Origin of the sequence: Streptomyces sp. NPDC045470 (genome assembly GCF_040646595.1) — a bacterium.
Taxonomy (GTDB): domain Bacteria; phylum Actinomycetota; class Actinomycetes; order Streptomycetales; family Streptomycetaceae; genus Streptomyces.
In genome coordinates, this window is record NZ_JBEZAN010000007.1 from 100,272 (window position 1) to 113,164 (window position 12,893).

General features: G+C 69.5%; 9 protein-coding genes. 6 read left to right on the forward strand and 3 right to left on the reverse strand.

Translation table 11 applies throughout. The annotated features are described in order from the left end of the window. The first annotated feature begins 176 nt into the window (after window positions 1–176). Together AB0A97_RS21565 and AB0A97_RS21570 are read left to right on the forward strand one after the other, a co-directional pair. Window positions 177–1,556: an NAD(P)/FAD-dependent oxidoreductase gene (locus AB0A97_RS21565; protein WP_361152267.1), complete on the forward strand. Its 1,380-nt coding sequence runs from the start codon at window positions 177–179 to the stop codon at window positions 1,554–1,556. 369 nt (window positions 1,557–1,925) lie between these two features. Further along, window positions 1,926–2,750, forward strand: coding sequence for a transposase (locus AB0A97_RS21570; RefSeq protein ID WP_361152270.1), 825 nt, complete (start codon window positions 1,926–1,928; stop codon window positions 2,748–2,750). Window positions 2,751–2,791: 41 nt separating this feature from the next. Here the strand turns inward: AB0A97_RS21570 and AB0A97_RS21575 are convergent, their stop codons facing one another. Next, window positions 2,792–4,033, reverse strand: coding sequence for a hypothetical protein (locus AB0A97_RS21575; protein WP_361152273.1), 1,242 nt, complete (start codon window positions 4,031–4,033; stop codon window positions 2,792–2,794). 757 nt (window positions 4,034–4,790) lie between these two features. Then, entirely contained in the window at window positions 4,791–6,269 is a 1,479-nt protein-coding gene (locus AB0A97_RS21580) for an MFS transporter (RefSeq protein ID WP_361152276.1), read from the reverse strand. Between the two features lie 684 nt (window positions 6,270–6,953). Between AB0A97_RS21580 and AB0A97_RS21585 the strand changes: the two genes are divergently transcribed. The 3 genes from AB0A97_RS21585 (at window position 6,954) to AB0A97_RS21595 (ending at window position 8,759) form a co-directional block, all read left to right on the forward strand. Further along, entirely contained in the window at window positions 6,954–7,682 is a 729-nt protein-coding gene (locus tag AB0A97_RS21585; RefSeq protein WP_361152279.1) for a DJ-1/PfpI family protein, read from the forward strand. Window positions 7,683–7,833: 151 nt separating this feature from the next. Then, complete coding sequence (locus AB0A97_RS21590; protein ID WP_361152282.1) at window positions 7,834–8,517, forward strand: DUF3159 domain-containing protein; 684 nt, start codon at window positions 7,834–7,836, stop codon at window positions 8,515–8,517. Window positions 8,518–8,531: 14 nt separating this feature from the next. Next, a complete protein-coding gene (locus tag AB0A97_RS21595; RefSeq protein ID WP_361152285.1) occupies window positions 8,532–8,759 on the forward strand; it encodes a hypothetical protein in 228 nt (75 codons plus the stop codon). Window positions 8,760–9,910: 1,151 nt separating this feature from the next. Here the strand turns inward: AB0A97_RS21595 and AB0A97_RS21600 are convergent. Next, window positions 9,911–11,332, reverse strand: a complete 1,422-nt coding sequence (locus AB0A97_RS21600) for an MFS transporter (protein WP_361152288.1) — start codon at window positions 11,330–11,332, stop codon at window positions 9,911–9,913. 794 nt (window positions 11,333–12,126) lie between these two features. Here AB0A97_RS21600 and AB0A97_RS21605 point away from each other — a divergent pair. Then, window positions 12,127–12,891 (forward strand): tRNA-dependent cyclodipeptide synthase, encoded by a 765-nt coding sequence (locus tag AB0A97_RS21605; RefSeq protein WP_361152291.1) that lies wholly within the window; start codon window positions 12,127–12,129, stop codon window positions 12,889–12,891. The last annotated feature ends 2 nt before the right edge of the window (window positions 12,892–12,893 follow it).

Genomic DNA, 12,893 nt, shown 5'->3' on the forward strand with positions numbered 1-12,893 from the left:
CCCGTACTCCGCCCGCGCGCGCAGCACAACACCACACAACACAACACCGCGCTACGCAGCACGGCACCCGCCAGGGAGAACCGCCCCGTACCCCTTCCCGTACCACCCGCAGTACCGCAGAGACCAGTAACGCACTCGCAATACACCCGCAAGACACCTGAGGGGAACAACCCGACATGACCGACTCACCGTTCCACGTCCTCATCATCGGTGGCGGCACCGGTGGCATGGCCCTGGCGCACGGCCTCAAGCGGGCCGGAATCAGCTTCGCGGTCTACGAGCGCGAGCAGACCCGCAGCTCCGGCCTGCACGGTTACCGCGTGGGCATCAACCCCGACGGCAGCCGGGCGCTGAAGTACCTGCTGCCGCCCGAGCTGTTCGACACCTTCCTCGCCACCTGCGCCCGGGCGCCGAAGTACTTCAGCTTCCTCAAGGAGGACCTCACCCCCAGCGTCACCCTGGACATCGTCGAGAGCGACGACCCCGTCAACAACGAGAGGTCCGTGAGCCGGATGACCCTCCGGCAGGTGCTGCTCACCGGCATCGAGGACGACGTCCACTTCGGCAAGACCTTCACGCACTACGAGAAGGAGTCCGACGGCCGCGTCACCGCGTACTTCGACGACGGCACCAACGCCACCGGCGACCTGCTCGTCGCCGCCGACGGCGCCAACTCGCGGGTGCGCAAGCAGTACCTGCCGCACTCCCGGGTGCAGGACGCCAACATCATCTCCATCACCGCCAAGGTCCCGCTCACCCCGGAGACCAAGGCGCTGCTGCCCTACAAGGTCCACCAGGGCATCGGCCTGGTCGTCGCCCCCAAGGGGTACAGCTGCATCCTGCACACGATGGAGTTCGGCTGGGACCGGGAGGGCCGGGTCAAGTCCGGCATCGGCGGCAACGACGCGGCGCTCATCGAGCAGTGGCCCGGGCTGCTCTTCGACAACACCCGCGACTACATCAACTGGGGTTTCTGGGCCTCGACCGACAAATTCCCCGAGGGTGTCATGAAGAAGTCGCCGGAGGAGCTCATCAAGCTCGTTCTGGACATGACGCCCGACTGGAGCCCCAACCTGCGCAAGCTCTTCAGCATGGGCGACCCGCAGACCACCTTCCCCATCAACATCCGCACCTCGGTGCCGATCCCGCGGTGGAGCGCCAGCAACGTCACCCTCATCGGCGACGCCATCCACACCATGACCCCCGGTCAGGGCGTCGGCGCCAACACCTCCCTGCGCGACGCGGCCCGGCTGTGCAAGCTGCTGATCGAGTATGTCCGCGGTGACATCCCGCTCCTGAAGGCCGTCGACACCTACGAGGCCAAAATGGTCCAGTACGGGTTCGAGGCGGTCAAGGAGTCCCTGAAGCAGACCGGCGGCGATCAGCCCATCCACAAGCCGGTCATCGGCCGGGCCACCCTCGCCTCCATGCGCGGCTACTTCTGGGTCGCCCGCCACGTCCCGGCCGTCCAGCGGAAGATGGCGGAGGACCTCTACCTGGACCGCGGCGGCGACCGCGAGGACTACGGCGAACTGGTGCCGCCGGGCGGCAACTGACCCACACCTTGGCCACGCCGCCGCCCATCGGAGCGGCGTACCACGACAGTCCCCGCGACGGGCGGGCGCGGCGCCCACCGCGCCCGCCCGTCGACGCGACTCCGGCGTACGGTACTCCGACATCCTGCACGTGAGACGAGGTTGTCCCGGTGGTGGCCCACAACCAGTCCCGCCGCTTGAACCCGACGTACAGACCGGTGCACACGTTCGCCACCAGGACGAGGGCGAACGGGGAGCCGAACGCCCAGGCGGCTCAGCTTTACGCAGCCGATTCTCCCCAGGTGCCCCCACCGGGGCTCCGTTCTCCCCAGTTTCTCCCCGGAGAAGCTCCTCGGTTGCAGTCGTTCCCGTCCCCGGGGAGGTGCTCAGTTGGGAAGGGGCCCTCGCGGCCCTCAGAGCTCGGGAACGTACCGTTCGGGGGCGGGAGCCGACACCGAGTGCGGGTTGCTGGACAGCCAGAGCGTCAGGGCCACCGAACGCGGCAGCCGGCACGGGTACGACGGCGGCAAGAAGATGCCGGGCATCAAACGCCACCTCCTGGCCGACACCCTCGGCCTGGTGCTCGCAGTCTGCGTCAGCCCGGCCGACGTCAGCGACCGGGACGGCGCCGCCGTGCTGCTGGCCCGCTGCGCGGGCAAGTTCCCCCGCTTGCGGCACCTGTGGACCGACCAGGGCCACCGCGGCCGGGACTTCCTGAACTGGGTCCGCGAGGAGACCGGGATCACCATCCAGATCGTCCAGCGCGAGGACGGCGGCTTCCGCAGCACCTGGGCCAGGGCCGACGCTCCACCACGGGCGGTGCCGAGGTTCGCGGTGGCTCCCCGCCGTTGGGTGATCGAGCGGAGTTCCGCCTGGCTGGGCCGCTACCGGCGACATTCGAAGGACTACGAGTACCTGGCCGCCAGCCAGGAGAACGCGGTCCACCTGGCGACCGTGATGCGCCTGCTGCACCGCTCGGAAGATCGCTGTTCTGAACGGGGCTTCTCGGACGCCTTCCAGCCAGCCCGGAAAACGCTTTCCGCCTGCGGCGCAGCAGCTTCAGCCAGCCCGCCAGTTCCGGCCCCCCTCCCGCCACGAAGCCATCGCCGCCCCCGGAATCCGGTCACCCGACGCCATGGCGATCGAGCAACACGCCCAGGCCCCCCAAGGCCGGCCCAGAAGCAGGGACGCGTAGGCCCCGCACGCAACCGGTAGGCCGGGTTGCACGTGCGGGGCCGCTCACGGGGTGTGGGCCGTCAGACTGCGATCAGGCTGTACGTGCCCGTACCGTCCTGCCGGCCGCTGGAGTACTGGCGTATGAACTCCCCGTCCGCGTACCGGTCGTGGCCCATCATGGAGCCGGTGTACTTGTTCTGCACACCGATCTTCGAGCTGCCGGGTACGTCGCGGTAGATGTAGAACCGCTGGAGGTCGTCCTCCGCGCAGGTGGTCGTCTGCAGGACCGCCCGATCGGTGGCCGCGTTCTGCGAGGCGATGGTCGCGCACCCGCCGTTGCCCCAGTTCCACAGGGACGCCTCAAGGACCCCGTTGCGCTCCGTCACGTTGCACAGGCGCCAGTTGTCCAGGTGGGCGCTGAAGATCGTCGAGGGCCGCAGGCGGACACCGTCGGCCGCCAGGAGCGGCGCGCCCCAGGACAGGGGCTTGCCCGGTACGGCGATCTTGTAGACGCCGGCCTGGCAGTCGAGCGCGGCCCGCGCGCTACGTCCGGTGGCCCCGCGCTGTTCGGCGGACGTGCCGCCGGCGAGAGCCGGGCGCTGCACGACGCGGTCCCGCATCTGCTTCGCCGTCGGCGCCACCGCACCCGCCGGGTGCTCGGCCTTCGCGGCGGCCGAGCCGCAGTCGAGGAGGGACTGCGCCTTGGCCATGATGCTGCCTGCGGGCACCTTGTCCTGGCAGCGCACCGCGCCTTCCTCAAGGGTGGTGTAGGTGGTGAAGTTGCCGCCGTCGGGCCCCTCGATCCACTTCAACGCCCAAGCCCCGCCGCTCTGTTGGACTCGGTTGCAGTTGAGGCTTCCGTAGGTTCCGGTGACCTTCTTGGTGCCCTTGTAGGCGCCGTAGTAGCCGGGCTGGTTGAAGTTCCACGTGACCGCGTTCGACTCGGTGCTGGTGGAGGTGTAGTCGACCTTTACGTTCAGGCCCAGGCTCGCGCCGACCTTGCCGAGGACCTCGTTGCCGAAACCACCCTCGACATTGCCGTTGAGGCCGACGGAGACCGTGATGGTCGTCTGGGTGGTGGCGGTGACGGTCTGGGTGCCGGTGGTGCCCTCGGTGACGTACCAGCCCTTGAAGTGGGTGATCGTCGGGGAGACTTCGGTTGTCTTGATGTACGGGTGGCGTGTGCCGAGGTCGGCCGCCGTACAGGTGTCGCCGGGCGCGGGCGTCTGCGCCGTCGTGGTGGTGGGTGCTGCGGCAGCCGGTGAGGCGGCGAGGCCCATGGCGGTGACCGCACAGGCGGCCGCCGTAGCGGTCACCGCCATGAGTGGTCTGCCAATGCGGCTGACGGGTCTGCTGGGGCGCATCGTTGCCCACTTCCCCCTGGTTGTGTGTGTCCGGTCGGGGTGAATGTAGCGGCCTTAGGGGGTGGTGGCGTGAGGCCGGAACTGGCCACAAAGGATCACGGAAGGGCTGATTCCGCCCTGTCGCAGACCGTTGCCGGGCTGCTTCGGTCCTCGGTGAACCCGTACGCCATGGGGTCACCCTTTGGGACGCGGAGGCTGGGGGCGGCTGTCGGAGGCGACGCGTGATCTGTTTCCCGTTACGCAACATGTGGAGTGTGTGATGCTCCTTGAGCAAGTGGCCAAGGGTTTCTGACCTGCGGTTTGCCGGGACCCGGCGCCGCGCTGGGCTGTTGTGGTCCGCGATCCGGACCGCACCGGGTGATGGTCAGTTTTCCGGCCGAACCGGCGACGCAGGCGGGGTTGAATGGCCCCCTTGAGCAGCCGGATGGCCTGTGTCCGGTGCGGCCAGAGGCTGCGCCGCCGGGTGGGGGTGACCAGCATGGCGAAGAGTGTGTCTTCAGGGCGTGCGCCGATGTTGTGAAGTCCCACCTCGCGTTTTCGACGGGCAGTGGTTCGGCCCGGCCGCCCTATCGCTCCCGTACCCGTAGGTGTCCGCAGAGTCGGGTTGGGGGCGTGGACGTGGTCGTGAGGCTTCACCCGTCGTGGCTGTATGGGGTGTACGGGGAGAGGACGAGGCGGCGGCACGGGCCGGGTGCCGCCGCCTTGGGGAACTGGTCTACCCGGCCCGGTTCTTCGTGTGCTTGGGCAGGCAGAACAGCAGGGCCCACAGCAGGGCCAGGAGGCTGCCGACCCACCACAGCACGGTGACGAACGCGTCGCGGTTGAGTGCGGCCTCGGGTGAGCCGCCGGTGGTCGCGAAGAACACCAGCGCGGTCAGCGCGGTGCCCAGGGCGATACCCAGGTGCATGACGGTGTTGAACAGGCCCGAGGCGGCCCCGGCGTCCTCGTGCGGGACCTTGGCCAGCGACATGTCGGCGAGCGGGCCGCCGACCATGCCGAGGCCGAATCCGATCAGTACCACCGGAGCAGTCATCGCCACGAGGCTCAGGTCCGCCTGGCCTGCTTCGATCTGGAGCCCGTAGGCAGCCATCGAGGCGAGCGTGACGAGAGCTCCGGCTTGCGGCAGCCGGCGGGCGAAACGCCCGCCGCTCCTCGCCACGACCGTCGCACCGCCCAGCTCTCCGACGGAGAGCAGCACGAAGGCCAGGGCCGCGTGGAAGGGGCTCATGCCCAGTCCGTGCTGGAGGTAGAGGGTCCAGGTCATGAAGAACAGCCCGCACAGAAGGCCGTGCATCAACTGCGCGGCCATGCCGCCGGAGAACTGCCGGCTCCGGAAGAGGGGCAGAGGTACGAGCGGGGCGTTGCCCTGCTTGCGCTGCTGGTGACGCAGGAAGACGCCGAGGACGAGCAGGCCCGCGGCGAGCAGGGCGAAGCACCACAGTGGCCAGTGATGCAGGTGACCCTCGGTGAGGGGGAAGACGATCAGGACGATGGCCAGCGCGGACAGGAGCATGCCGGTCAGGTCGAGCCGGTCGGCCTTCTTCACGGTCGACTCGGGGATGAACCTGCGCCCCAGGAGGATCACGGCGAGGCCGACAGGCACGTTGACCAGGAAGATCGGCCGCCAGGACAGCCCGAACAGGTCCGACTCGGTCAGCAGACCGCCCATCACCGGGCCCAGGACATTGGCGAGCGACATGATGGCCCCGTACAGGCCGAACACCTTGCTGCGGTTCTGCCCCTCGAAGGTGACGTGGAGGGTGGCCAGGATCTGCGGGACCATCACGGCCACGCCCACGCCCTGGAGCGCACGGGCGGCGATCAGCACACCCGGCCCGGCAGCGAGGCCGCACAACAGTGAGGCCGTGGTGAACACGACGGTGCCGATGAGGAGGATTCCGCGTCGGCCGCAGAGGTCGCCGAGGCGTCCGCCGGTGATCAGTCCGACGGCGATGGGCAGCGAATAGCCGGTGGTCAGCCACTGCACCGTGTCCGGTCCGGCGCCGGTGGACTCCTGGATCGCGGGCAGGGCGGTCAGGACGACCGACTGGTCGATCATGTCCATCAGCTCGGCGCCCAGGAGCACCAAGAGGGCGATCCAGGCCGCCAGGCCCATCTTCGACAGACCGGGTGAGGGCTGGGTCGGGGGCTGGGTGGTGTGCTTCGGCTCGTTGCCGAGCGCGGAGGAAGACACGACGGGAAACTCCTGATCCAAAGGAATCGGGGAGCCCTGCCGACAGCCGCACCGGGTCCGGAAAGCACGAAACCCGGGGCAGACGGCAGAGCTGCACCCGGGAAGGAAAACTGCGGGGAAGGGTGACGCAACTCAGGCCAGCGCGACGTCCGCCCCCGGACACGTGCGACACAACAGCACGCGGGGAACGCGGACGACTACATGGCCTGGTTAATAGGTCGCCACCCCAAGATCGATAGAGAAGAAAACAGAGAATCCGGTCGCTGCCACCGATACCTCGGCACAGGAACACTGTCACGCTACGTCATCACAGGCTCCCGACGCAAACCAGACGTCTGCGACAGCATCCGCGGCATGACAGCCCCGTAGGAAGCCACCCCGAGCGACGCGGACGGCATCGAGCGCCGCCCCGGTTCGCGCTGCCGGACCGTACTCGCCTCACCTTGCCGCTCGCACCCGGTCGGGGTCGCCGGCACCTACCGCACCGGTCGCTTCAGCTCGGCGCCACTCCCCACGGCCTCCCGACGGGGCAACGTCGGTCAGCAGGAAGAACCCGCAGCTCATGGCGTTGGCGAGATCCCGTTGGAGACTGTCGATCCAGCCCATGGCCCGCCCCTGCCGCGCTGCTTAGCGTGAGGGGCGCGGTCAAGAGACCGGCAGCCTCCGGAAGAAATGAGAAGCGCCATGCTCGCCCAGTTCGTCCTCTTCGACGGCTTCGACCCGCTGGATGTCATCGCCCCGTACGAGGTGTTCAGCGCCGCCGGGAACTTCACCGACCAGGTGCGGGTCGAACTGGTCAGCGCCGAGGGGACCAGGGAGGTCCCCAGTGGGATTCCCGGCGTTTCCCTGACGGCCGCTGCCCCGCTGGACCCGAGCCGCGCGGACCTGATCGTCGTACCCGGCGCGGCGGGCACGCTGCCCGCGGGGACGGACGACCCCGCCGGGGGGCCGTCCGGCGCGACCATCCCCGTCCTCATCGGCAACTCCCTCACCACCGAGCTTCCGGGGCTGCTGGCCAAGGCCCTCGCCACGCCCGGCACCACGGTGGCCACGGTCTGCGGGGGTTCGCTGGTTCTGGCGATGGCCGGGCTCATCAAAGGCCGTAACGCGATGACCCACCATCAGGGCGTGGACCTGCTCGCCCGGAACGGCGTCACCGTCGTCCGCGCCCGCGTCGTGGACGACGGTGACCTGGTGACCGCCGGAGGCGTCACTTCCGGTCTCGACCTGGCCCTGCACCTGCTGGACCGGGAGATCGGCCCGAAGATCGCCTTGGCCGTCGAGCACCTCTTCGCGCACGAACGCCGGGGCGTGGTGTGGCGTGACCAGGGGGCGGTCCCGCAGCCCAGCCCCTTCGACACGGCGCAGGGCGCCGCCGCCGGCATGTCGTCGTCCGCATCCGCTTCGGCCTGACACCTCGCACGCATACGCGTCCCGCCGTATGTTGCCTGCCACGGCGGGTACGGCGGGGCGCGCCATCCTCCGGCGCGGACCGGGAACCGAGCACGTGCCGTCCCCGGCGGCTCGGACTGCCCGCCGCAACTGTGGCGAACGGAAGGAAGCCATGGACACACCACACACCGAGGTCTCGACGGGGGGCGCCCTCCACAGCCCCCTCCCGGCCTCCGGACTCAGCCCTGGGAAGGCGGTGATCAAACGGTTCGGCGGCGCCTCGGGACTGGTGGCCACCGCGGCTCCCACCCTCGTGTTCGTCGTCGCCGACCGCCTCGGCGGCCTGCGGCTCGCCCTGGTGTCCACCACGGTGACGGTGATCGTCGTCCTCGCCTGGCGGCTGCGCGCCAAGGAGCAGGTACGGCACGCCGTCATCGGCGCGCTGGTGGCGGTGGCCTGTGCGGCCGTGGCGGCCGGCACCGGGGAGGCCAAAGGATTCTTCCTGCTGCCGATCCTGGTACCGGCCGTGGCGACGGTGGTCTGCGTCCTGTCGGTGGCCGCCGGCCGCCCGCTGGCCGGTCTGGTCGCGAACCGGCTGGTCGGCGGCCCGCCGCGGTGGCGCTCGTACCGGCCCCTCCGGCGCTTCTACGGGGCGACGACACTGCTCATCTCGGTGGTGAGCCTCGCGAGCCTGGTGGCGCAGGTGATTCTCTACCGGCAGGCCGAGATCGCCTGGCTCGGAGTCCTGCACATCCTCATGGGGCCGCTGTGGCTCGCCGTCACGGCCGCCTCCATCCTCCTGTCCCGCATGGCCGTGACCCGCTACCGCAAGGCGGCCACGCAGGAGTCGGAGTAGGCGGGGGCCGAGGCGTGACTGGTTACGACGCCGAGCTGCTGCACGTCTACAGCCTCCTCGCACCCGCCACCGCCTCGCGTGTGAAGCACGAGTTCGCCGACGTTGCCGACCCACCACAGGGCCAAGCCGTCCAGATGATCCTGGCCACGGAACTGCTCCAGTCCGCCTTCCGTGGCGACCACCCGGAACTCGTACCGCCGCTGCGGGCGACATCAAAAAGATCAGTGAAACGCTCCAGGTAAGGCAGCGCTGCGTCGTGCGCGGGTCCTTGTGGTCGGCCCAGTGCTGGATTTTTTCCGGCCGGGTGCCGGGCCGGTCTTCTTCTGCGGCAGGCGGCCCGTTTCGCGGTGGCCTGGTTCGGGCCGCGCGCCGCGAGCCGAGTGCGGCGTCGGGTGGCGTGGCACCGGGCGGATGGCTGTTTCGCAACAGTGCGGGCGATCACGTGGAGGTCGCGGCGTACGGCACGACGTGGGCGCGGGCCGGGGAACTGGCCCTGACCCGGACGGTGTGCGCGAGCAGGTCAACCGGCTCATCGAGCAGTCCCTGCCGGAGTGGGACCGCTTCAGGGGGAGGAGGCGTTTCTGCGGGGGTGAAGCGCAGTTCTGGTCCGTGACTGGTCCGGAAGAGCTGGTCGGGACGGGGCTGGCGGTGGGAGGAAGCGGGAGGTACGACGGAAACCGGGCCTGGCCCTGAGTGAGTCCAGCGGAAGGCGCCTGACGGGCAATAGACCATGTCAGGCCGCCTACCTGTCTACGCTCAGAAGGGTCCCGGCTTCTTCGGCGAGTACGACACGAGCAGGTTCTTCGTCTACCGGTGGTACAGGGCTCACGGTGGTGTTGACCTGCGGCCTTGGCGGATGTCGCGGATACTGAGGGGACGTTGGCCCGCGTATGGTCCGGATCCTGGTGCCAGTCACCGGGAGGTGGACGGGGTCGGTGAGGCGGGGGAGAACCGGCGATGCGGGGCGGTGGAGTCGTGTTGATCGGGCCGTCGCTGAACAGACAGAGGGGCGCGGAGAATACCCGCCTTGCCCCTCACAACGCTGTCGAGCGAAAGACTGGCCGAGCAGGCGCGGGCGCATCCGAACAGCTCGGCACCACTACGGAATTCGGTCGTCGGTACCCCATGGCACACGGTGGGCGATCCGGCCAGTACGGACCTGGGCCGACCGGTGTCGCCGCGCCCTGGCCCGAGGCATCCCGGAGGCCGAGGGCGACCGGCGCTACGGGGGCGACCTCGTACACCGCATCGCCGCCGTCCCGCATCGCCGCCGTAGCGCGCCGCCGCCGGCCCGCCGCCGACCGGGACTTCGCCGACTCCGCGGCGTTCCCGCCCTACCGGCCTCGGCGCCGATCCGGTGACGGCTTTGCGGTATGCCGTCCGCGGAACGACGTCACCCTCCCGGCCGGCCCGCCCCGGCCCGCGTCCTGCCCTCCCGGAGTCTGATCCACCCGACGAGGACCAGACACGCGGCCAGACAGCCCGCCGCGGTGATCAGCAATGCCGTGTCGGCGGCCGCTTCCGAGCCCACGCCGCGGTTCTGGTCGGTGACGGCTCCGGCCAGTCCGACGCCCAGCCCGGCGGCCACGGTGATGACCGTCTTGGTGACGCCCGAGGCCTCCCCGGCCCGCTCCGGCCGGATCACCGCCTGGGTGGCGATGAGGGTCAGTGAGTTGGCCACTCCGAGGACCGCGCCGCCTACGGTGGCCACGGCTACGTACAGAGCCAGGGAGGAGACCCCGGCGAGGCACGCCAGCACCAGCGCTCCGCCGCACAGACAGCCCGCCATCAGCCGTACCGCGGCCCGTGGCGGTACCCGCCCGGCGAGCGGCCCGGCGATCGCCATGGCCAGCGCGGGGGCCAGGAACGCGGTGCCCGCGAGGACGACCGAGAGGTCCCACTGGCCCTGGAGCGTGAGGGGAACCACGAAGAGGAACATCACGGTGGTGGTGTTGGCCGCGGCACCGGCCAGGGTGAGTGCCATGTACGGTCCGTTGCGGAACAGGCTGAGCTGCACCAGCGGATGGGCCGCGGTCCGCTCACGCCGTACGAACAGGATCAGCAGGGCTGCCGCGACGGCCACGCCCGCCAGCGCGGCCGGCCACGGCCAGCGCGGCCCGCGGTCGATGACGACACAGAGCGCGGCGAGCAAGGCCGTGCCGCCGGCCAGGCCGCTCCAGTCGACGCTGCGGGGCGCGCTGGTGTCGTAGCTCTCGGCGGTACGTGCGGCACAGACCGCGCCGAGTACGGCGAGCGGGACGTTGAGCCAGAAGACGGCACGCCAGGACACCGATTCGGTCAGGACGCCGCCGATGAACGGGCCGCAGGCGGTGGCGACCCCGCCGATGCCGAGGGCCCATCCGGTGGCACGGCCGCGCAGTTCGGCCGGGTAGACGTTGGTCAGCAGGGACAGCCCCACCGGCATGATCAGTGCGGCTCCGGCGCCTTGGGCCACCCGGGCGCCCACGAGGACGGGCAGGGACGGGGCGAGCGCGCAGACCAGCGAGGACGCGCCGAACGCGACAAGGCCCGTGACCAGGAGCCGCCGTCGGCCGAACAGATCGCCCAGCCGTCCCGCCCCCAGCATCAGCGTGCCGGTGGACAGCAGGTACGCGCTGATCACCCACTGGAGACCGTCTCCGCCCGCGTGCAGGTCGCGGCCGATCTCCGGTAGGGCGAGGTTCAGCCCGAACGAGTCGAGCTGGATGCAGAACACACCCACGGACATGGCGAGGAGGGCCCATCGCCGGGTGGCGAAGGGCGGCGCCGTCGCGCCGCCGCCGGTACCGCCCTTCAAGGCCGTGCTCTTGCTCACGATGGTCCACTTCTCCTCATGGTCGGCCCCTTCCGGGACGGCTTGTACTGCCGCCGCACGGATGCGCGGCGGCACGAGACGCTGGTGGTGAGGGGGAGGTGGCAGCCGAAGAGCGCTCCTGGACGTGGAGCGCCGCTGCGAGAGAGGAGGAGGGGAGAAGTGGGGCCGGTGTGGAGAGGCTGCCCACGGGAAGTCCGATGTGCCATGTCGACGGGGCCGCTCCGTGCGTGCTGTACGCAGGGCCGCGCCTCGACAGGCGGTCGGGACGAGATCACCGTAACCGACCCCAGGGCACTTGCCAACCCGTCCCTGCGCGGACTCTCATAGCGGAAGAAGGCGTGGATTTACGGAATCTGCGCTGAGTGGCAGGCTTGTGGTGTTCCGTCAGGTGGGACGGCGGCATTCAGCCATCTCGAGCCACGCTGGGGGCTGTGGCCCCGCGGGCCGCACGGGGGTGCTCCCCGCCCCTGACGGCAGAGAGCCGTGCCCCGGACCCGCAGGCCGCGAACTGCCTGTTGAGCGCCGTGTGTCGGTCATCCCGCCGATGGCGGGATCTCGCGTCGCGGCCCCGCCCATCGCCCATGGCGAGACCACAGGGGCAACACCCGTATCGCCCGGCCGGGTTCATGCTGCCTACACCGACCAATTTCCTGGTCAGTCGCCGTGCGGCGCCCGGAAAATGCGGTCGTTCGGCGGGGCGGCCTGATCCCTACCGGGGGATCTTGGCTTCCGGTTCACCCTCCTGTTAGAAATTCAATGCGGCAGAAGCATGTCATTCCTGCACCTCTCCCCCCATGGATCAGGCGGATGTGATGTCGTTAGATGCGCAGGGGACCGCTACTCCGATGCGCCGGGTAGCGCCCACCCGCAGAACGCGCTACAAAGCAGAGATCGGCTCGGTTTCTCCGGTTTCGAGCAGGAACACCTTCGAGCAGTTCGAAACATGTTTTCTCGGTGTCAGCCTGGAAAACAGTAACTTCACCTCTCCCAAACTCGCGAGCATGGTCAAGTGGATCTCCCGAAGGTTCGGGCGATGCACTGTGCTCATCGGCGACAGCATTCACCGGCTCACTCTGGAGTCGACGCAGAAACTTCCCCCGGACCGTGCCAGGGAACGGGCGCTGGAGCTCGGCCGGCGCTTCGTGGAGGCCACGGGGGAGGTGTTCGACGCGTACCGTGAGAGCACCGACTTCCACCTCCTGACCTGCGCAGAAGTGCAAGCAGGCGAGAGGTACGCCGAGTTCCACAGCAAGTTGCGGGCGTTCTTCGACGAGGACGAGGCGTTCCGCTCCTCGGTCGAATCGTTCGGTCGTGCCTATCACCGGAAGCGGGCCGACGGCATCAGTGCGGCCGCATTGGAATACCGCATCCGGATGTCCAGCGACTACTTTCTCGAAGAGTTCGCCATCTTCGCCTGCCTCAAAGAGCAGGGGCTGCCGGTCATGGTGTATCCCGGATCGTTCAGCACCCTGTCCGAGATAGCCAGGGGCGAACATCCGGGAGCCCCGGAAGAGCTGCGCGACCTCGTCGTGGTCTCCCTCCACCTGAAAGGCCGGTGAGT

What these genes read in the sequence shown, in the direction of transcription:
- AB0A97_RS21565 (WP_361152267.1), top strand. Translation starts at nt 177, where the DNA reads ATGACCGACTCACCGTTCCACGTCCTCATCATCGGTGGCGGCACCGGT.
- AB0A97_RS21575 (WP_361152273.1), bottom strand. Translation starts at nt 4,033, where the DNA reads ATGGCGGTGACCGCTACGGCGGCCGCCTGTGCGGTCACCGCCATGGGC.
- AB0A97_RS21585 (WP_361152279.1), top strand. Translation starts at nt 6,954, where the DNA reads ATGCTCGCCCAGTTCGTCCTCTTCGACGGCTTCGACCCGCTGGATGTC.
- AB0A97_RS21590 (WP_361152282.1), top strand. Translation starts at nt 7,834, where the DNA reads ATGGACACACCACACACCGAGGTCTCGACGGGGGGCGCCCTCCACAGC.
- AB0A97_RS21605 (WP_361152291.1), top strand. Translation starts at nt 12,127, where the DNA reads ATGGATCAGGCGGATGTGATGTCGTTAGATGCGCAGGGGACCGCTACT.